We start from the raw sequence: 21506 nt of genomic DNA, 5'->3' as shown, positions 1-21506 counted from the left end.
ATCAGATGATATTTGAAATGAATAATTAAGCGCTAAAGCATATTAGTAAGTGATCAATTAAGAAAATATAAAATTATTCTTTAGCAAAATGATCTATACATAACACATTGAAAAATTAATAATTTTACGCTTTTTATCGTTGAATCATTCTTTTAAGTAGCCCAGAAGCGCTATTTTAAGTCATTAATTAGCGCCACTTCTTTTCAAATGGACGTGTAAATGCGCAACAAAATATTCAAATTAAACAAGACCACAAAAACTCTGGGAAATATATTTCCTGCTTTACTTATATTCACACCGATAGTGGCCTTCGCTGGAACTATTAGCCAGTCAACCTCAGTACCCCAGGATTTTTCCGCTGATGCAGAATACGTGATAAATAAAGATGTCACCATTTCCTCCGCGGGAAGCGAGAGTGCCGTATCGGTCACAGGCATCAATGTCACATCCACGACCAACAAAGGTAATATTTCCGGAAAAGGGAATGGATTAGATATTAATACCGGGGCTCAGCGAGTCATTATTCATAATGAAAGCGGTGCAACCATTTCCTCTACAACAGCCAATGCCGTAAATGTTCAGTCAATGCTTGGCGATCTAAACAATGATGGAAACATCACAGGCACAGAGAATGGCGTGTTCGTCAGTGAAAGCTCTTCAGCCGTCAATATCGCTAACACTGACACAGGCATAATCAGAGGAAACACAGGCCTGAGTTCTCAGATTGGTGTGGGAATAAATAATAGCGGAAAAATAACGGGTACAAACGGCGATGGTATCAGCCTGAGCGATGGTAATACCAAAATTATTAATACCGGCACCTTAGAGGGAACGCAGTACGGTATCAACGTCACGGACACGTCGAAAGCGGACATCACAAACAGTGGCGCGATTAGTGGCGATACGACAGCTATTATGTTTGCCAGCACGAAAAATAATACGCTGGTACTGAACACAGGATCGTCACTCAAAGGAGATGTCATCTCCACCGCGTCAAAAGGCAACACGCTTTCACTGGTTGGTACGGGCACAGAAGACAGCAATTTCATCGGACTGAAGGAAGGGGATGGCTTTGCGTCAGTAAAAATGGATGGTGAAAAGTGGACGCTGTCAGGCAATATAGACATTATCGGCGCAGATGACTCTTTACAGGTCAACAGCGGTGATTTAGTCCTGTCAGGCGCCGTCGCGAATGCCGGTAATACCCTCGTTGCAAAAGATGCCTCTCTCCAGCTTGGTGATGGCAAGAACACCGCCACGCTGAGCGGTGGCCTGACCAACAACGGCACCGTTATTTTTAATCAGGGCAGTTCCTCCACATTCACCACCGGCATTACCGGCAGCGGTAATATCGAAAAAGCAGATTCAAACACCCTGACGCTCTCCGGCAATAATAGCTACACAGGAAATACCGTTCTGCATAACGGTACGACGCTGATCGCCAGTGGTGCAACGCTCGGCGTGAAAGGCAGTAACGCCACCGTCACCGTTGAAAATGGTGCAGCGTTTGCCACGGCAGGTGAAGTGAATAACAACATTGATATCCTGACCGGCGGTACGCTGGCGGCATGGAATGCGATTCAGGGTAACACGACCCTGAGCGTTTCAGGTATCGATACGGTCAACGGCAACGTTACCAACGGTGGCACGCTGCTACTCGGCGCGGCCAATAACAGTGTTGGCAACAATTTCATAATAAACGGCGACTACACGGGTTCTTCTGGTAGCCAGATCGTAATGAACAGCAGCCTCGGCGAAGATAACGCACCAACCGACCACCTCACCATTACGGGCAGCAGCTTCGGTCAGTCTGATGTCAGCGTTAAGAATATAGGCGGTCTGGGCGCTCAAACGGTAAATGGTATGGAAATTGTGAGCGTCGGTGGCAGTTCTGAAGCCCAACTGACGCTGGCAGCACCGGTTGTTGCCGGGGCGTATGAATACAATCTGTATCAGCACGGCGACGGCAACTGGTATCTGGAATCGAAGGCGACGCCATCAGATGAGCCGGCAGACGATAATGATGACGGCGGAAACACCGACGGTGACAATACCGATAACGGTGGTAATACCGATAACGGCGACAATACCGACAACGGTGGCAATACCGATACCGATGGCAACACGGATAACGGCGGTAATAGCGATAACGGTGGCAACTCAGCACCTGAAGTTATGGCCCCTGAAGTTGGCGCTTACTTAGGCAACTACCTTGCTGCCCAGGGTATGTTCCTGCACAAGCGTGACGATCGCGATCAAATCACCTTCCGCAATGAAGACGATCTGAACACCTGGATGTACGTTAAGGGGCGTTATCACGAGAACGACGCGGGTGGCGATAAAGTCAGCTACGACACCACCACGACCGTTCTGCAAGTCGGCAGCGATTTCATGAGCAAGCCAATGGACAATGGGATCCTGCGTGCCGGTGGCATGTTCGGTGCTGGCCAGGCGAAGACGCATTCGGATGCGAAGCACAACGTGCGTGATGCTCAAGGCAAGGTGGACGGTTTCAATGTTGGGGTGTATGCCACCTGGCAGGAAGATCAGAAATTACGTCTGGGCAGCTACATTGATACCTGGGCCGCTTATAGCTGGTACAACAATAAAGTGACCAGCAACCGCAATGATGAAGACTACGACAGCGAAGGCTTCGCTGCGTCTGTCGAAGTTGGCCACGCGTGGGTTATCCCGTCAGAAAACGCGCGTACCTGGAAGATCGAGCCGCAGGCGCAGGTGATCTACAGCTATCTCGATCAGGAAAATCATACCGAGCGCGACGGCGTACGCGTAACGACCCTGGACAACGACAGCATCTTTGGTCGTCTGGGCGTTAAGTCCAGCTACTTCGAGCAGAAGGACGTGAAAGCCTGGCAGCCGTACGTTGCGGTGAACTGGCTGAAAGGGGCAGGCCAAAACGATCTGGCGTTTAATGATGAAACCGTGAGCAACGATACGCCGGAAGATCGTGGTCAGTTAGAACTGGGCGTCACCGGCAACCTGAACGAAACCACGACGCTTTCGCTGCGCGCCAGCGGCGAATGGGGTGAGAACAGCTATGCTGCCTATGGCGGCCATATCCTGCTGAATCACCGCTGGTAATCGTCCAGCAAAAGCGAAAAGCCGTGGCATTTGCCACGGCTTTTTTTTTTAGTTATCCAGCTCGCCCATGGATTTCACCTGGTCACGGTTAATCTGCTCTGTTTGACCGGTTTCGGCGTTCTTGTACGACACCAGTCCGGTGTCATCATCTACCTGCGGTTTCCCGTCAGTCACGATGGTTTTGCCATCGGTGGTTTTGACTGCCTGGTTAGACGAACAGCCTGCTACGGTAAACAGTGCAGTGGCAGCCAGAACGGAAGCGATCAGTAATTTATTTTGCATGGTGTTTTCCCCTGCTCTCAGATGAATTTCGTTATCGACCTAACCATTTTAGGCTAACTGACTGAAAGCGGATGGAAAACCAGAAGGTTCTGAAGAGGGGAAGAATGCCCGGCAACCGAATGGCACCGGGCATTTTTCTTACTTGTTAATCTGCGCGTGCATTTCCTGCACTGAAATCACCTTCTCGGTGGCATCCGCGTTCAGCGCCATAGCTGTTGCGAAACCGCCGTTCAGAGTAGTGTCGTAGTGCACTTTGTACTGCAGCGCGCTGCGGCGAATCAGCTTGGAGTCTTCAATCGCCTGACGACCTGCGGTGGTGTTGATGATGTAGGTGTATTCGCCATTCTTGATACGGTCCTGAATGTGCGGACGACCTTCATGCACCTTGTTCACCAGGCGCGGGTTGATACCGGCTTCACCCAGCACAATCGCCGTACCGTGAGTTGCATCCAGCTCGAAGCCCTGTTTCAGCAGCTTGGCCGCCAGGTCAACCACACGCTCTTTATCGCCTTCGCGAACGGAGAGCAGCGCACGGCCTGATTTTCTCATGGTGGAGCTACTGCCGAGCTGCGCTTTCGCGAACGCTTCAGCGAAGGTGCGGCCCACGCCCATCACTTCCCCGGTAGAGCGCATTTCTGGCCCTAACAGCGGGTCAACGCCCGGGAATTTGTTGAACGGCAGCACCACTTCTTTCACCGAGTAGTACGGCGGAATGATCTCTTTGGTCACGCCCTGCTGCGCCAGCGTCTGGCCCGCCATCACGCGCGCCGCCACTTTCGCCAGCGGAATACCGGTGGCTTTGGAGACGAACGGGACGGTACGTGCCGCACGCGGGTTCACTTCAATCAGGTAGACTTCGTTGTCTTTCACCGCGAACTGGACGTTCATCAGGCCGCGAACCTGCAGCTCGAAGGCCAGCTTCTGCACCTGCTGACGCATCACATCCTGAATTTCCTGGCTCAGGGTGTAGGCTGGCAGAGAACAGGCTGAGTCACCTGAGTGCACGCCCGCCTGCTCGATATGCTCCATGATGCCGCCAATCAGCACCATTTCGCCGTCGCAGATGGCGTCAACGTCCACTTCCACCGCGTCGTCGAGGAAGCGGTCGAGCAGCACTGGCGCATCGTTAGAAACGCTCACCGCCGTCTGGAAGTAACGACGCAGGTCAGCTTCGTCATACACGATTTCCATCGCGCGACCGCCCAGGACGTAAGAAGGACGCACCACCAGCGGATAGCCAATCTCTTTCGCCTTCTCAACGGCCATCTCAATGGCGGTGACGGTGGCGTTGGCTGGCTGTTTCAGCTTCAGACGGTCAACCGCCTGCTGGAAACGCTCGCGGTCTTCCGCACGGTCAATCGCATCCGGGCTGGTACCAATAACCGGTACGCCTGCGGCTTCCAGCGCACGGGCCAGCTTCAGCGGAGTCTGGCCACCGTACTGCACGATAACGCCTTTTGGCTTCTCAATGCGCACGATTTCCAGCACGTCTTCCAGAGTAACCGGCTCGAAGTAGAGGCGGTCGGAGGTGTCGTAGTCGGTTGAGACCGTTTCCGGGTTACAGTTGACCATGATGGTCTCGTAACCGTCTTCGCGCAGCGCCAGCGAGGCGTGTACGCAGCAGTAGTCAAACTCAATGCCCTGACCGATACGGTTTGGACCGCCGCCCAGCACCATAATCTTGTCGCGGTCGACGGACGGGTTCGCTTCACACTCGTCTTCATAGGTGGAGTACATGTACGCGGTGTCGGTGGAGAACTCCGCCGCACAGGTATCCACGCGCTTGTAAACCGGGTGCAGGTCATACTGGTCACGCAGCTTGCGGATTTCCGCTTCACGTACGCCCGCCAGTTTAGCCAGACGCGCATCGGCGAAACCTTTACGCTTCAGCATACGCAGGAAGTCTGCGTCCAGGCCGTTGATGCCCAGCTCTGCCACTTTCTCTTCCAGACGCACCAGCTCTTCAATCTGCACCAGGAACCAGCGGTCAATGTTGGTCAGGTTGAATACGCCGTCGACTGACAGGCCAGCACGGAAGGCATCGGCGATGTACCAGATACGCTCTGCACCCGCATCTTTCAGTTCGCGGCGAATTTTGGTCAGTGCTTCCGGGTCGTCCAGGCTGACTTTAGGGTCAAAGCCGGTTGCACCCACTTCCAGGCCGCGCAACGCTTTCTGCAGGGATTCCTGCTGCGTGCGGCCAATCGCCATCACTTCACCGACAGATTTCATCTGGGTGGTCAGGCGGTCGTTCGCACCGGCGAATTTCTCGAAGTTGAAGCGTGGAATTTTGGTCACAACGTAGTCGATGGACGGTTCGAAGGAGGCTGGCGTGCGCCCACCGGTGATATCGTTCATCAGCTCATCGAGGGTGTAACCCACCGCCAGTTTCGCCGCCACTTTCGCAATCGGGAAGCCGGTCGCTTTGGAGGCCAGCGCGGAGGAACGGGACACGCGCGGGTTCATTTCGATAACAATCAGACGCCCCGTTTTCGGGTTCACCGAGAACTGCACGTTTGAACCGCCGGTTTCCACGCCGATTTCACGCAGCACCGCCATCGAGGCGTTACGCATGATTTGGTACTCTTTGTCGGTCAGCGTCTGGGCTGGCGCAACGGTGATGGAGTCGCCGGTGTGGATACCCATCGCATCGAAGTTTTCGATGGAGCAGACGATGATGCAGTTGTCGTTTTTATCACGCACCACTTCCATCTCGTACTCTTTCCAGCCAATCAGCGATTCATCAATCAGCAGCTCTTTGGTTGGCGAGAGATCCAGACCGCGTTCGCAAATCTCTTCGAACTCTTCGCGGTTGTAGGCGATACCGCCGCCGGTCCCCCCCATGGTGAAGGATGGACGGATGATGCACGGATAGCCCACTTCAGCCGCAACGGCCAGCGCCTCTTCCATATTGTGCGCAATACCGGAACGCGCGGTGTCGAGGCCGATTTTCTTCATCGCCACGTCGAAGCGACGACGGTCTTCTGCTTTATCAATCGCATCGGCGGTCGCGCCAATCATGGTCACGCCGAACTCGGCCAGCACGCCCTGACGCTCCAGCTCGAGCGCACAGTTTAGCGCCGTCTGGCCACCCATGGTTGGCAGCACAGCATCCGGACGCTCTTTCTCAATGATTTTGCGTACCACTTCCCAGTGAATCGGCTCGATGTAGGTTGCATCCGCCATTTCCGGGTCGGTCATGATGGTCGCCGGGTTGGAGTTGACCAGGATAACGCGGTAACCCTCTTCACGCAGGGCTTTACATGCCTGCGCACCGGAGTAGTCAAATTCACAGGCCTGGCCGATAACAATCGGGCCAGCGCCAAGGATCAGGATGCTTTTTATGTCTGTACGTTTTGGCATGGTCTTCTCGGCTCCTGATTATTTAGCGGTCTTACGGTATTGCTCGATAAGTTCGATGAAGTGATCGAACAGCGGCGCGGCGTCGTGCGGGCCCGGGCTGGCTTCCGGGTGGCCCTGGAAGCTGAACGCTGGCTTATCGGTACGATGAATCCCCTGCAGGGTGCCATCGAACAGTGATTTATGCGTCACGCGCAGGTTAGCCGGCATTGACGCTTCATCGACGGCAAAACCGTGGTTCTGCGCGGTGATCATCACCGTGTTGTTATCAATATCTTTCACCGGGTGGTTACCACCGTGGTGGCCGAACTTCATCTTGATGGTGTTCGCACCGCTCGCCAGCGCCAGCAGCTGATGGCCGAGGCAGATGCCGAATACCGGGATGTCGGTTTCCAGGAAGGACTTGATGGCGTCGATAGCGTAGTCGCACGGAGCCGGGTCGCCAGGACCGTTAGAAAGGAAGATGCCATCCGGGTTCATCTTCAGTACGTCTTCGGCAGAGGTTTTCGCCGGAACTACCGTCAGACGGCAGCCGCGGTCAACCAGCATGCGAAGGATGTTGCGCTTGGCGCCGAAATCATAGGCCACCACGTGGAACGGCAGCTCGCTCTCTTTTTTCGCTTCCGGCAGGTCGCCTTCCAGCGTCCAGCTACCCTGCGTCCAGCTATAGGCTTCAGCGGTAGTCACTTCTTTCGCCAGGTCCATGCCGTTCAGACCCGGGAAGGCTTTCGCTTTTTCCAGCGCCAGCGTGGCATCGAGGTTATCACCCGCGATGATGCAGCCGTTCTGTGCACCCTTCTCGCGCAGCAGACGCGTTAACTTACGGGTATCGATATCAGCAATCGCCACGATGTTATGGCGCTTCAGGTAAGACGAGAGATCTTCAGTGCTGCGGAAGTTGCTGGCAATCAGCGGCAGGTCGCGGATGACCAGGCCTTGCGCATGTACCTGAGAAGATTCTTCGTCAGCCGCATTGGTGCCGACATTGCCGATATGAGGATAAGTAAGAGTAACGATTTGGCGAGAATAGGAAGGATCAGTGAGGATTTCTTGATAACCGGTCATTGAAGTATTGAAAACGACTTCCCCAACCGCCGAACCCGTTGCCCCTATGGCCCGACCGATAAACTGGGTTCCGTCTTCCAGAACCAATAGCGCTGACTTAATCAAAACACCCTCCAGAGAATATTCACTCACTTTATTTGCATATTAATTCATAACCATGCCATGAATCAATGCAAATGTGTTGCCAGCGGATTTTTGGCAAACGGCGGCATTCTGGAGATTGGGAGGCTAAAAGTCAACTTAAAACGGATATTTTGTTTATCCTTTTGCAAGCCTGGCGAGAGTAAAGCCACTTAAGCGACAAAAAGATCAGGTAAATCACTGTAGAAAACGCTTGCGCGCAAGTTTTAATGAAAAATTATTCGGCGAGGCAGTAAAAAGTGGACCAAATGGTCAAAATTTACATTTCAGTAACGAAAACAAGAGATAAAAGCGCTAGTTTTTAAGCTTTAGAGCAAAAATTAAAGAAAATGAGTTAAAATAAAAGGGCAATAAAATATTGCCCTATGCAATCAATATATTACGACTGCAATAACCACATCACGATGGGTAATAATGCTTACAGATTGTTGAGATCAAGCACATCTCGCATATCAAAAAGGCCGCTCTTCTTGCCTTTCAGCCACAAAGCGGAACGCACTGCACCATTGGCAAACGTCATTCGGCTGGAAGCTTTATGCGTAATTTCGACGCGTTCGCCAATATCGGCGAACATCGCCGTATGTTCGCCGACGATGTCACCCGCACGGACGGTAGCAAAACCAATCGTGCCCGGTACGCGTTCGCCGGTATGACCTTCGCGGGTATAGACCGCGCAGTCTTTTAAATCTTTATCAAGTGCATGAGCAATCGCTTCGCCCATCGCCAGCGCCGTGCCTGACGGCGCATCAACTTTGTAGCGGTGGTGCGCTTCAACAATCTCAATGTCGGTGTAGTTGCCCATCACCTTCGCCGCCTTCTCCAGTAGCTTCAGCATGACGTTAACGCCCACGCTAAAGTTTGCCGCGAAGACAATCGCAATTTCTTTCGATGCATCCTGGATGGCCTGCTTACCTGCGTCGTCAAAACCGGTGGTGCCGATCACCATCCCCTTACCGTGCTGACGGCAAAACGCCAGATGCGTCAGCGTCCCTTCCGGGCGGGTAAAATCGATAAATACATCGAAGTCATCCTTAACCGCCTCCAGGCTGCTTTGCACGGTGACGCCGGTCTTTCCTGCGCCCGCCAGTTCACCTGCATCGGCTCCCAACAGTGATGACCCTTCACGCTCCAGCGCCGCGCCCAGTGCCACGCCATCCATCTGAAGTGCCGCCTGAATCAGCTGACGGCCCATACGTCCACCCGCGCCCGCAATGGCGACACGGATCTGTGCATCATGCATAGTTATTCTCTTACGTTAAAATGATGTAAATCGTTTTCAGATTAACCAGCCTTCGCAAAGGCTGCCAACTGAAAACACCGATAATTAGAATTTAACGTGAAACAGACTTAAATATCAGTAAAAGACATGATTTTGTCGTCACGATAAAGTACGGGGCAAAAAAAAGGCCAGCACATGAGATGCTGGCCTTTCATCAGATAAGGGGTTATTCCACTTCGCGCGCATCGATACGCAGTTCTTTCGGGACCTCGAAAACAATGTTCTCTTCGCGTCCTTCCAGAGGAACCGCTTCACCGCCGCCGAGTTCCTGCAGGCGGACAATGACGTTCTGCACCAGAATATCCGGCGCGGAAGCCCCGGCCGTTACGCCGACGCAGGCCGCATTTTTCACCCACGCTTCCTGAATATCCGTCGCGTCGTCGATCAGAAATGCCGCTTTACCCATACGCTGTGCCAGTTCGGCCAGACGGTTAGAGTTAGAGGAGTTTTTCGAGCCGACCACCAGCACCACATCCGCCTGTTCAGCCAGCGCGCGCACCGCTTCCTGACGGTTGGTGGTGGCGTAGCAGATATCGTCTTTACGCGGCCCGACGATCTTCGGGAAGCGCTGGCGCAGTGCGTCAATCACGTCAGAGGTATCGTCGACGGAGAGCGTCGTCTGGGTCATAAACGACAGACGGGCTTCGTTTTTGACGTTCAGCGTCAGGACATCTTCAGGCGACTCCACCAGGTACATGCCCCCTTCCGGGTTACTGTACTGGCCCATCGTGCCTTCGACTTCCGGGTGACCCGCGTGGCCAATCAGAATCGACTCTTCACCACGACGGCTGGCGCGCGCCACTTCCATATGCACTTTCGTCACCAGCGGACAGGTGGCATCAAAGACCGTCAGATCGCGGCTTTTCGCTTCGTTACGGACGGCCTGAGAGACGCCGTGCGCGGAGAAGATCAGGATCGCGCCGTCCGGCACTTCGCTAATCTGCTCGATGAAAATGGCACCACGCTCGCGCAGGCTGTCGACCACGTAGCGGTTGTGCACCACTTCGTGACGCACATAAATCGGCGCGCCGTAAATTTCCAGCGCGTTTTCAACAATGCTGATAGCGCGGTCTACACCGGCGCAGAAGCCGCGCGGGTTAGCCAACAGGATCTGCATTTCAGGCCTCCAGTGCTGGGTCAATCTCCAGTACTTCAACATCAAAATGAACGGTACGCCCGGCAAGCGGATGGTTGAAATCAACGGTAATGGAGTCACCGTTGATTTCGCGGATCACGCCAGGCATTTCGCTGCCGTCCATAGCGGTAAAGAGCATAATCGCCCCAATTTCCGGCTCACCCGCGTCCATAAATTCGCGACGCGAGAAGTACTGGATCAGATCCGGGCTTGGCACACCAAACGCAGCATCTGGCTCCAGCGAAAAGGCTTTTTTCTCGCCCTCTTTCAGGCCAAGAAGCTGCTGCTCAAGACCTTCAGACAGGGAGGTATCGCCAAGACGGAACAGGGCCGGTTTGCCGTTATTGCGGGTGGATTCAGCCGTGGAGCCATCATCCAGCTTCAGCGTGAAGTGGACGAGAACCGCGCTGTTGCTCTGTACAGATTTAGACATGCAAATTGCTCGCTTGTTTTGGGTCACCTGTTGCCCGGTGGCGCTACGCTTACCGGGCCTACGGGAGGCCACAAATTCTGTAGGCCGGGTAAGCGTAGCGCCACCCGGCATTGATGCTTACGCCTGCTCTTTCGCGGCCGGTTTCGGCAAGAAACCTTCCAGCACGATTAACGCCGCACCGATGCAAATTGCGCTATCGGCGAGGTTAAAGGTCGCGAAGTGCCAGTCGCCGACGTAGAAGTCGATCATATCGACCACAAAGCCGTGCCACAGGCGATCGAACAGATTGCCCAGTGCGCCGCCAATGATCAGCGCGTAGGCGATGTTATTCAGCTTTTGCGTTGCCTTCGAACGGTACATCAGCACTGCCAGTATGACGCAAATACCTAAAGCGATACCCGCGAAGAACCAGCGCTGCCAGCCACCGCTGTCAGCAAGGAAGCTAAACGCCGCACCGTAGTTACGTGCGTAGTGCAGGTTAAGCGACGGGAACAGCGGGACCGTCTCCCCCAGAGCAAAGTTCTGGAGGATCAGGAACTTGCTGCCCAGATCGATAATCAGCACTACCACAACCAGCCACAGCCAGCGCAGTCCTGTTGAACAGAGAGTTTTACTCATCAGGCAAACTTACGTTTTTCGCCGTCACCGGCGACGTTGCTTACACAGCGTCCGCAGATGTCTGCGTGTTCCGCCACCTGGCCGACATCGGTGGTGTAATGCCAGCAACGCGGGCATTTCTCACCGTCGGCTTTGCTCAGCGCGACTTTCAGTCCTTTGAGCAGCTCGCTCTGCTGAGCATCAGCAGAGGCCTCGGCATAATCCGCAACTTTCGCACCGGAGGTCAACAGGACAAATCGTAATTCATCACCCAGCGCGGTCAGTTTTGCCGCCAGCTCAGGTTCGGCGTACAGGGTGACTGCCGCTTCCAGAGAGCCGCCGACTTTCTTGTCCGCACGCGCCTGCTCGATAACCTTGTTCACTTCGCCACGCACTTTCAGCAGCTCGTCCCAGAAGGCATCGTTCATCGCTTCGGTGCTGGAGAGATCGAACAGACCTTCGTACCACTCGCCCGTGAAGACATATTTCTCACGGTCCCCTGGCAGGTAGCCCCAGATTTCATCCGCGGTGAAGGACATGATCGGCGCCATCCAGCGAACCAGCGCTTCAGCGATGTGGAACAGGGCGGTCTGGCAGCTACGACGCGCCACGCTGTCCGCTTTCGCGGTGTACTGGCGGTCTTTGATGATGTCGAGGTAGAACGAGCCCATCTCGATGGAGCAGAAGCGCATCAGGCGCTGTACCACTTCGTGGAAATCGTAAGATTCGTAAGCCTTCAGGATATCTTCCTGTGCCGCTTTCGCGCAACCTACCGCCCAGCGGTCCAGCACGACCATCTCTTCCGGTTTCACCATGTCCTTCACTGGATCAAAACCGTTCAGGTTCGCCAGCAGGAAGCGCGCGGTGTTACGGATACGACGATAGCTGTCGGCAGCACGCTTCAGGATCTCGTCAGACACCGCCATTTCGCCGGTGTAGTCGGTAGAAGCCACCCACAGACGCAGGATGTCTGCGCCCAGCTTGTTCATCACATCCTGCGGAGAAACGGTGTTCCCGATGGATTTAGACATCTTACGACCCTGACCATCCACGGTGAAGCCGTGAGTCAGTACCTGGCGATAAGGTGCTTTACCTTTCATGGCGGTGGAGATCATCAGGGATGACATGAACCAGCCGCGGTGTTGGTCAGACCCTTCCAGATACATGTCGGCAGCGTGACCGGCAAACTCTGGACGCACGTCAACCACCGAGGCGTGGGTCGAACCAGAGTCGAACCACACGTCCAGGGTATCTGGCACTTTCTCGTAGTTGTCCGCGTCCGCGCCCAGGATGTCGCGGGCATCGAGATCCCACCACGCCTGAATGCCGTCAACTTCGACGCGCTTCGCCACTTCTTCCATCAGTTCCAGGGTATTCGGGTGCAGTTCCTGCGTCTCTTTATGCACGAACAGAGACATCGGCACGCCCCAGGTACGCTGACGGGAGATACACCAGTCAGGACGGTTAGCGACCATGGATTCGATACGCGCCTGGCCCCAGTCCGGGATCCACTGCACGCCTTTGATCTCTTTCAGAGACTGCTCACGCAGGCCTTTCTGATCCATGCTGACGAACCACTGCGGGGTTGCACGGAAGATGATCGGCGTCTTGTGACGCCAGCAGCATGGATAGCTGTGCTGCATTTTCTCAACGTGCAGCAGCGCGCCGCTGGTGCGCAGCATATCTACGATGATGTCGTTGGCTTTAAAGACGTTGATACCGTCCAGAGCCGGATAAGTACCAGGCAGGTACGAGCCGTCCGGCCCCACCGGGTTAGCGATTTCCAGACCGTACTTCAGGCTGATGTTGTAGTCGTCAGGACCGTGACCACCGGCGGTGTGTACCGCACCGGTACCGGCTTCCAGCGTAACGTGGTCGCCCAGGATGGCCGGAACGTCGAAGCCCAGGAACGGGTGTTTGAAGCGCATCAGTTCCAGCGCGTCGCCTTTCACGGTGCCCAGCACGGTGTAGTCGGTGATGTTCGCGCGTTTCAGCACGCTCTCCACCAGATCTTTCGCCAGGATAACCGCGCGACCCTCAATCTGCACCAGCGCGTAGTCAAACTCACCGGACAGGGAGATTGCACGGTTGGCTGGCAGCGTCCACGGCGTGGTGGTCCAGATCACCAGCGAGACCGGGCCGTTAACGGAGGAGACACCAAATTTGGCTTTCACCGCATCCTGATCGACAGCGTCGAACGCCACGTCGATAGAAGGCGAGGTTTTGTCGTAATACTCTACTTCGGCTTCTGCCAGCGCAGAACGGCAGTCCACGCACCAGTGCACCGGCTTCGCGCCTTTGTGCAGGTGGCCGTTACCGATGATTTTGCCCAGCGCACGGATGATGTTGGCTTCAGTTTTGAAGTCCATAGTCAGGTACGGGTGCGACCAGTCGCCCAATACGCCCAGACGGATAAAGTCCGCACGCTGGCCGTCAACCTGCGTGGCAGCGTATTCGCGGCATTTTGCGCGGAACTCAGCGGCGGTGAACTTCTCACCTGGCTTGCCAAACTCTTGCTCCACTTTCAGCTCGATTGGCAGACCGTGGCAGTCCCAGCCCGGAACGTAAGGCGAGTCATATCCCGTGAGGCCTTTGGACTTCACGATAATGTCTTTCAGAATCTTGTTTACAGAGTGACCAATATGAATGCTGCCATTCGCATAGGGAGGGCCATCATGCAGAATGAAGGTTTTTTTGCCTTTTTTGGCTGCACGAATGATGCCGTACAGGTCATCATCGGTCCAACGCGCCAGCATTCCCGGTTCGCGCTTGGCGAGATCGCCGCGCATCGGGAACCCTGTTTCCGGCAAATTCAGGGTTGATTTATAGTCACTCATCAGATTCTCGGTTCCGTATTTATCACGTAGGCATTTAAGCCGGGTTCATAGCCCAAAAAACTCGCGGGCCGTCAATTCATCACGCGCAATCTGCGCTTTTAGTTCATCCAGTGAAGCAAATCGCTGCTCATTGCGTATTTTTTTACGCAGTATTACATCTATATGGCGACCATAAAGGTCCATTACAACGTCCAGCAGGTGCACTTCTAACTGTTGACGTACACCGGCGACAGTGGGACGCGTGCCAATGTTGGCAACGCCGTAAAACGGCTTATCGCCCAGTCCTGCCACTTCCACCGCATAGACCCCTTTAACCGGGGAAACCTGACGACGCAGCGGGATATTCGCCGTCGGGAAACCTATCGTGCGCCCCAGGGCGTCGCCATGCACGACGCGGCCTGAGATGGTAAACGGATGCCCCAGCAGCGTTTCTGCCGTATCCAGTTCATCATTCGCCAGCGCCTGACGCACCGCCGTGCTGCTGACGCGCACGCCGCCTTCACAGAAGGTCATCGCGCTGGTCACGTCAAAACCGTACTCCAGGCCCGCCTTCTGTAATAGCAAGAAATCGCCCTGCCGACCAGCGCCAAAGCGGAAATCATCCCCCACGGCGAGAAACTGTACGCCAAGACGCTTAACCAGCAGGTCGCTGACGAAATTTTGTGCTGTCAGTGCGGCAAAGCGACGATCGAAACGCACGCACAGCACGTAGTCCACGCCGGACTCTGCCAGGTAGCGCAGCTTCTCACGCAGGCGAGTGAGACGGGCGGGCGATTTATCCCCCGCAAACAGCTCCAGCGGTTGCGGTTCGAAAATCATCACCACCACGGGCAGGCCACGGGCCTCCCCCTCTTTACGCAATCCCTGCAACAGCGCCTGATGACCACGATGCACGCCGTCGAAATTACCAATAGTCAGCACGCACCCGTGTGGTGCGCTGCTGAGATTATGTATGCCGCGTATCAGCTTCATGTCTGGCTCAAAACAGTGAAAATCGCCAAAGTATACCTTGTACCGCGGTTAAGGTTAACCGGCGATTGTTCGCGCAAAACAGAAAGCCGTAATGATTTCATCAGGCTGACCTTTCACAGCGAAAAAATCTGCGCGTGAACTGCGATTTTTATACCGAAAGGCTGTATTCACGCAAGACAAGCTGGTAGAATCCTGCGCCATCACTACGTAACGTAGCGTCGCTTTTTAACGGCGCTTATTTGCACAAATCCATTGACAAAAGAAGGCAAAGAGGGCATATTCCTCGGCCTTTGAATTGTCCACATAGATCATATTTGGGAGTTGGACTTGGCTAATATCAAATCAGCTAAGAAACGTGCCGTTCAGTCTGAAAAGGCTCGTAAGCACAACGCAAGCCGTCGCTCTATGATGCGTACTTTCATCAAGAAAGTATACGCAGCAATCGAAGCTGGCGACAAAGCTGCAGCGCAGAACGCATTTAACGAAATGCAACCAATCGTGGATCGTCAGGCTGCTAAAGGTCTGATCCACAAAAACAAAGCAGCGCGTCATAAAGCAAACCTGACCGCGCAGATCAACAAACTGGCTTAATCGCTACTTGTTGTTGCTTGTTTAAAGAACCCGCTTAACGCGGGTTTTTTTATGTCTTCAGATTGCCGGTGGCGTAAACAGCGCCGAGTAGTCACGGTTGCAGATTCGCTGCACCGCCGGGTGCTGAATCATTCTTTCGGCAAATATGGCGTGATACTCCTCCATCACGTTATCCACTCTGCCAATCTCCGTAATCTTGTTGTCTGAATAGAGATCGAGCACGTACAGCGTTGGCGCAACGAAGATGGCATTGTGCGCTTCGCCAAAGGCTTTCATCAGTGCCGCATCGTCGAATTCACCGAGGATCTCCACCTTCAGCCCCTGCGAGTTAAACCAGTTCAACAGCTTACGCCCGAGCATTGACCGCCTTCCCGGCACCAATAAGCGACGCTCTTCCAGACAGGCCGGGAAGGGTTTTTCCGGCGGTGGATTAATGCACCAGAAGCTGACACCGCATTCGCCAATCTTCACTGAGAACAGCCCTTCCTGCTGCGTGGAGTCGATGGGGCAGTCCGAGATAATCATATCCAGCTTATGCTGGCTCAGCTGTTCCAGCAGCATCTCGTGGGTGGATTCAAAGCAGCGCAGATGGATTTGTTCATCTTCCACCACCGCGGCATCCAGCACGCCGCTCACCAGCCGTTTGGACAGCGCATCCGCCACGCCGACGTCAAAGAGCAGGTTAGACTCTTTGCGATAGTTGACGATATCCAGCATCTCCTGGCTCAGGGTGAACATCTTGTCCGCATAGCGAAAGACCAGTTCCCCAAGTTCGCTTGGCTCAATCCCGCGGCCTTTACGCTTGAACAGCTTGCCCTGCAGGCGCTCTTCCAGCGCCTTGATTTGGCCGGTAATGGTCTGCGGCGTGAGATAGAGCGCCTCAGCCGCCCCCACCACCGAGCCCTGCTTGTAGACGTGCCAGAAGTAGTAAAGATGGTTGTAATTCAAATGAGACATAGCGTCTTCACTCCCTGAGTATGTAACGGGAGAAGGCTCATCTTCTCCCGGTTTCCGTTATGCCTGGACAGCCTGTCCGGGCAATTTCACCTTCAACAAGGTATAACCGATTACCGCGGCCAGTAATGACCCGATAAGAATGCCGAGCTTCGCCCAGACGATGAGTTCAGGGGCATTTGCGCCAAACGCCAGCGTCGAGATAAAGATCGACATGGTAAATCCAATACCACACAGCACGCCGACAGCCATAATCTGACCAAAGGTGGTGCCGTTCGGCAGCGATGCCAGCTTCATCTTCAGCGCCAGCCAGCAGAACAGGCTGATCCCCAGCGGTTTACCAATAAACAGCCCGGCAATAATGCCCAGCGGCAGGACAGACGTCAGCCCATCCAGCGTCACGCCCTGCAGGGAAACGCCGGCGTTAGCAAAGGCAAACAGTGGCAGGATCACAAAGGCGACCCACGGGTGAAGGACATGCTCAAGCTGTTTAGCAGGGGATTTACCCTCCTGCGGTTTTAGCGGCACAAAGAAGCCAACAATCACCCCGGCCAGCGTGGCATGCACGCCGGATTTCAATACCGCTGTCCAGAGTACCATCCCCACGAGGATGTAAATGCCAATGCGGCGGACATTGAAAATGTTCAGCAGCGCCAGGACCGCAAGTGCGCCTGCCGCCACGCTCAGCGACAGAATCGACAGATCGCTGGTATAAAACAGCGCGATAATCACGATCGCGCCCAGATCATCAATGATCGCCAGCGCCATCAGGAAGATTTTCAACGCCATCGGCACGCGGCTGCCGAGCATGGCTAAGACACCGAGCGCAAACGCGATATCCGTTGCCGCCGGGATAGCCCACCCGTCACGCGCAACAGGATCCTGCCAGGTAAACGCAAGGAACAGCAGTGCGGGAACGACCATCCCGCCGATAGCGGCGATCACCGGAAAGGCGGCGCGCTGACGGCTTGCGAGGGAGCCCAACACCAGCTCCCGTTTGACCTCAAGTCCCACCAGCAGGAAGAACACCGCCATTAGCGCATCGTTGATCCACAGCAGCATGTTCTTGTTAATTTCCAGCGCCCCGACCTTCAGCTCAACGGGTGTTTCCAAAAATGCGTGATAGAGATCGCGCGTCATGCCCAGGTTCGCCAGCACCATTGCGGCTGCCGCGGCAATAATCAGGATCACACCACCGGACGCCTCACTGCTAAAGAAACGGTGTAGTAATTTCATTTAAGTTCTCTCTTTTACAACAATACCTCGATAAAACCATAATACCAAGCCAAATAGCTCGGCAAAAACAGATTAATATTGAGTGTAGACTCAGTTTTACCGATCTATCCCCCAAAATAAAAAAGCCCGGAATCGCTTCCGGGCTTTATATCGTTGAAAACCGGCTAACAGATTAGCGGGTCAAGTCGTCGAAGAATTTTTTGACGCCATCAAAGAAGCTTTTGGAGCGCGGACTGTTTTTCTCGCCCGTTGGGCCGCCAAAGCTCTCCTGCAGCTCTTTCAGTAGCTGTTTCTGCTTGTCGTTCAGCCCCACTGGGGTTTCTACAACCACACGGCACAGCAGGTCGCCCTGAGCACCGCCGCGAACGGACTTCACGCCTTTACCGCGCATGCGGAACAGCTTACCGGTCTGGGTTTCGCCCGGGATCTTCAGATTGACGCGACCATCAAGGGTAGGCACTTCAATTTCACCACCGAGCGCCGCCATGGCGAAGTTGATCGGCACTTCACAGTACAGGTTGTTACCTTCACGCTCGAAGATGGCATGCTGCTTCACCTGAACCTGAACGTACAGATCGCCTGCCGGTGCGCCGTGCTCACCTGCTTCGCCCTCACCTGCCAGACGGATGCGGTCGCCCGTATCCACGCCTGCCGGGATTTTGACGGACAGGGTCTTGGTTTTCTCAACGCGACCATGACCGTGGCATTTAGTGCACGGATCTTTAATCAGCGTACCGCGGCCATGACAGTGAGGACAGGCCTGCTGTACTGCGAAGAAGCCCTGACGCATCTGCACCTGACCGGAACCGTGACAGGTTGGACAGGTCTGCGGCTGGGTACCCGCTTTCGCGCCGCTGCCGTGGCACACGTCACACTCTTCCAGCGTCGGGATACGGATCTCTTTGGTGACACCGCGAACGGCCTCTTCCAGCGTCAGCTCCATGTTGTAGCGCAGGTCTGCGCCGCGCGCTGCGCGCTGACGACCACGACCGCCGCCAAAGATATCGCCGAACACGTCGCCGAAGATGTCGCTGAAATCAGCACCGCCGCCAAAGCCGCCGCCACCGAATCCGCCGCCGCCCATGCCGCCCTGTTCAAAGGCTGCGTGGCCGTACTGGTCATAGGCCGCACGTTTTTGTGCATCGGTCAGGACTTCGTAGGCTTCTTTGATCTCTTTAAATTTTGCTTCAGCCTCTTTATCCCCCTGGTTGCGGTCCGGGTGGAATTTCATGGCCAGGCGCTTATACGCCTTTTTGATTTCACGCTCTTCCGCAGTTTTCGGAACGCCTAAAATCTCGTAATAGTCTTGCTTTGCCATTGGTTTTTTTAAGCCCCTTAACATGCGAGCACGGGCGTGGAGAGTTCTCCTACGCCCGTGCCGATTAATTACCCTGCATCAGGGCGATTATTTTTTGTCTTTAACTTCTTCGAACTCAGCGTCGACAACGTCGTCGTCTTTCGCGTTGTTCGCGGAAGCGTCAGCGCCCGCTTGCTGCTGCGCGTGCTGCTGCTGAGCAATTTCCATCAGCTTCTGGGAAGCCTGTGCCAGCTCCTGCATCTTCGCTTCGATATCCGCTTTGTCTTCGCCTTTCAGAGACGTTTCCAGCGCGGTCAGTGCAGCTTCGATAGCCGTTTTATCTTCCGCTGGCAGTTTGTCGCCCGCTTCTTCAACCTGCTTACGGGTGCTGTGCAGCAGATGGTCACCCTGGTTACGGGTCTGAACCAGCTCTTCGAACTTACGGTCAGATTCCGCGTTCGCTTCTGCTTCACGAACCATTTTCTGGATCTCTTCTTCGTTCAGACCGGAAGAAGCCTTAATGGTGATCTTCTGCTCTTTACCGCTGTTTTTGTCTTTCGCGGAAACGTGCAGGATACCGTCAGCATCGATATCGAAGGTCACTTCGATCTGCGGCATGCCGCGTGGTGCCGGGTTGATACCATCCAGGTTGAACTGACCCAGAGATTTGTTATCAGACGCACGTTTACGCTCACCCTGCAGCACATGGATGGTTACCGCAGACTGGTTGTCTTCAGCGGTAGAGAACACCTGGCTGTGCTTGGTCGGGATAGTGGTGTTTTTAGTGATCAGCGCAGTCATCACGCCGCCCATGGTTTCGATACCCAGAGACAGCGGGGTAACGTCCAGCAGCAGAACGTCTTTCACTTCACCGGTCAATACACCACCCTGAACGGCAGCACCGATAGCAACGGCTTCGTCCGGGTTAACATCTTTACGTGGCTCTTTACCGAAGAACTCAGCCACTTTCTTCTGGACCATTGGCATACGGGTCTGACCACCAACGAGGATAACGTCATTGATATCAGACACGGACAGGCCAGCATCCTGCAGAGCAACTTTCAGTGGCTCGATAGAACGGTTCACCAGGTCTTCGACCAGGCTTTCCAGTTTTGCACGGGTCACTTTGATGTTCATGTGTTTAGGACCGGTCGCATCTGCAGTAATGTACGGCAGGTTAACGTCGGTCTGCTGAGCGGAAGACAGTTCGATCTTCGCTTTCTCAGCGGCTTCTTTCAGGCGCTGCATGGCCAGCGGGTCGTTACGCAGGTCGATGCCCTGATCTTTCTTGAACTCGTCTACGAGGTAGTTGATCAGACGGGTATCGAAGTCTTCACCACCCAGGTGGGTATCACCGTTGGTTGCCAGAACTTCGAAGGTTTTTTCGCCGTCAACTTCGTCGATTTCGATAATAGAGATATCGAAGGTACCACCACCCAGGTCGTAAACCGCGATAGTGCGGTTGCCCACTTCTTTATCCAGACCGTAAGCCAGAGCCGCTGCGGTAGGTTCGTTGATGATACGTTTTACTTCCAGACCTGCGATACGGCCAGCATCTTTGGTAGCCTGACGCTGAGCATCGTTAAAGTAGGCAGGTACGGTGATAACGGCTTCAGTTACTGGCTCACCCAGGTAATCTTCAGCAGTCTTCTTCATTTTTTTCAGCACTTCAGCAGAGATCTGCGGTGGTGCAGTTTTGGTGCCTTTCACATCAAGCCATGCATCGCCGTTATCTGCTGCGATGATTTTGTAAGGCATGATAGAAACGTCACGCTGAACTTCTTCGTCCTGGAAGCGGCGGCCGATCAGGCGTTTAATCGCAAACAGGGTATTTTGCGGGTTTGTCACTGCCTGACGTTTAGCCGGCTGACCAACCAGAGTTTCACCATCCTGGGTATAAGCAATGATAGAAGGCGTGGTGCGATCGCCCTCGGCGTTCTCCAGCACGCGTGCAGTAGTGCCGTCCATAATCGCTACACAAGAGTTGGTCGTACCCAGGTCGATACCAATAATTTTACCCATCTAAACGTCTCCACTAAAAATTCAGTCAACATGTGGTTGTGTACCTGTAATAAGGGCAGAACGTGCTTTTTCAACTGCCCAGATTTGATTTTTTTCAGGTCCACACACTGCGGTTGACTACAAGATGGGGTCGCTACGGCATCCATCAAGGGGCAAGCGTAAAAAAATTTTTAATTTCACCCTGATGAGATCATAGACGGCAT

General features: G+C 54.3%; 15 protein-coding genes and 1 pseudogene. 2 read left to right on the top strand and 14 right to left on the bottom strand.

Going from position 1 to position 21506, the window contains the following annotated elements; all coding sequences use genetic code 11:
* Positions 1–219 precede the first annotated feature (219 nt).
* Positions 220–3102, top strand: coding sequence for an autotransporter outer membrane beta-barrel domain-containing protein (locus ACOTXR_RS17290; protein WP_222834780.1), 2883 nt, complete (start codon positions 220–222; stop codon positions 3100–3102).
* A 48-nt stretch (positions 3103–3150) separates the two neighbouring features.
* Here the strand turns inward: ACOTXR_RS17290 and ACOTXR_RS17285 are convergent, their stop codons facing one another.
* From ACOTXR_RS17285 to ACOTXR_RS17240, 10 genes and pseudogenes are all read right to left on the bottom strand, one after another.
* Positions 3151–3384 carry a YgdI/YgdR family lipoprotein gene (locus ACOTXR_RS17285; protein ID WP_014882500.1) on the bottom strand — a complete coding sequence of 78 codons (234 nt, stop codon included), beginning with the start codon at positions 3382–3384 and terminating at the stop codon, positions 3151–3153.
* A 138-nt stretch (positions 3385–3522) separates the two neighbouring features.
* Positions 3523–6747: a carbamoyl-phosphate synthase large subunit gene (gene carB, locus ACOTXR_RS17280; protein WP_014882499.1), complete on the bottom strand. Its 3225-nt coding sequence runs from the start codon at positions 6745–6747 to the stop codon at positions 3523–3525.
* Between the two features lie 18 nt (positions 6748–6765).
* On the bottom strand, positions 6766–7914 hold the full coding sequence (carA, locus tag ACOTXR_RS17275; protein WP_014882498.1) for a glutamine-hydrolyzing carbamoyl-phosphate synthase small subunit: 1149 nt from the start codon (positions 7912–7914) through the stop codon (positions 6766–6768).
* 454 nt (positions 7915–8368) lie between these two features.
* Positions 8369–9190, bottom strand: coding sequence for a 4-hydroxy-tetrahydrodipicolinate reductase (dapB, locus tag ACOTXR_RS17270; RefSeq protein ID WP_058690239.1), 822 nt, complete (start codon positions 9188–9190; stop codon positions 8369–8371).
* 205 nt (positions 9191–9395) lie between these two features.
* Entirely contained in the window at positions 9396–10346 is a 951-nt protein-coding gene (gene ispH, locus ACOTXR_RS17265) for a 4-hydroxy-3-methylbut-2-enyl diphosphate reductase (protein ID WP_014882496.1), read from the bottom strand.
* 1 nt (position 10347) lies between these two features.
* Positions 10348–10797 carry an FKBP-type peptidyl-prolyl cis-trans isomerase gene (gene fkpB / locus ACOTXR_RS17260; RefSeq protein ID WP_003856450.1) on the bottom strand — a complete coding sequence of 150 codons (450 nt, stop codon included), beginning with the start codon at positions 10795–10797 and terminating at the stop codon, positions 10348–10350.
* A 117-nt stretch (positions 10798–10914) separates the two neighbouring features.
* Positions 10915–11415: a signal peptidase II gene (gene lspA, locus ACOTXR_RS17255; RefSeq protein WP_008502034.1), complete on the bottom strand. Its 501-nt coding sequence runs from the start codon at positions 11413–11415 to the stop codon at positions 10915–10917.
* Positions 11415–14231 carry an isoleucine--tRNA ligase gene (gene ileS, locus ACOTXR_RS17250; RefSeq protein ID WP_058690240.1) on the bottom strand — a complete coding sequence of 939 codons (2817 nt, stop codon included), beginning with the start codon at positions 14229–14231 and terminating at the stop codon, positions 11415–11417. The genes lspA and ileS overlap by 1 nt, the downstream gene beginning before the upstream one ends.
* Before the next feature lie 45 nt (positions 14232–14276).
* Positions 14277–15203, bottom strand: a complete 927-nt coding sequence (gene ribF, locus ACOTXR_RS17245; RefSeq protein WP_014882494.1) for a bifunctional riboflavin kinase/FAD synthetase — start codon at positions 15201–15203, stop codon at positions 14277–14279.
* A 7-nt stretch (positions 15204–15210) separates the two neighbouring features.
* Positions 15211–15378: pseudogene (locus tag ACOTXR_RS17240) on the bottom strand (DUF2575 domain-containing protein).
* A 152-nt stretch (positions 15379–15530) separates the two neighbouring features.
* Here ACOTXR_RS17240 and rpsT point away from each other — a divergent pair.
* Positions 15531–15794: a 30S ribosomal protein S20 gene (rpsT, locus tag ACOTXR_RS17235; protein ID WP_003856458.1), complete on the top strand. Its 264-nt coding sequence runs from the start codon at positions 15531–15533 to the stop codon at positions 15792–15794.
* 57 nt (positions 15795–15851) lie between these two features.
* Here rpsT and nhaR read toward each other — a convergent pair whose 3' ends face one another.
* From nhaR to dnaK, 4 genes are all read right to left on the bottom strand, one after another.
* The gene (gene nhaR / locus ACOTXR_RS17230) at positions 15852–16751 is read right to left on the bottom strand and encodes a transcriptional activator NhaR (RefSeq protein WP_014882493.1); all 900 of its coding nucleotides are present in this window, start codon (positions 16749–16751) and stop codon (positions 15852–15854) included.
* Positions 16752–16808: 57 nt separating this feature from the next.
* Positions 16809–17984, bottom strand: coding sequence for a Na+/H+ antiporter NhaA (nhaA, locus tag ACOTXR_RS17225; protein ID WP_421767061.1), 1176 nt, complete (start codon positions 17982–17984; stop codon positions 16809–16811).
* Positions 17985–18156: 172 nt separating this feature from the next.
* Entirely contained in the window at positions 18157–19302 is a 1146-nt protein-coding gene (gene dnaJ, locus ACOTXR_RS17220) for a molecular chaperone DnaJ (RefSeq protein ID WP_014830600.1), read from the bottom strand.
* A gap of 87 nt (positions 19303–19389) precedes the next feature.
* Positions 19390–21303, bottom strand: a complete 1914-nt coding sequence (dnaK, locus tag ACOTXR_RS17215; RefSeq protein ID WP_014882491.1) for a molecular chaperone DnaK — start codon at positions 21301–21303, stop codon at positions 19390–19392.
* Between the last annotated feature and the right edge of the window lie 203 nt (positions 21304–21506).

The sequence above is a fragment of the Enterobacter cloacae complex sp. IR53030 genome, from assembly GCF_049238365.1.
Taxonomy (GTDB): domain Bacteria; phylum Pseudomonadota; class Gammaproteobacteria; order Enterobacterales; family Enterobacteriaceae; genus Enterobacter; species Enterobacter kobei.
The sequence above is the reverse complement of the archived record's forward strand: the minus strand, read 5'-3'. Positions and strand labels throughout refer to the sequence as shown.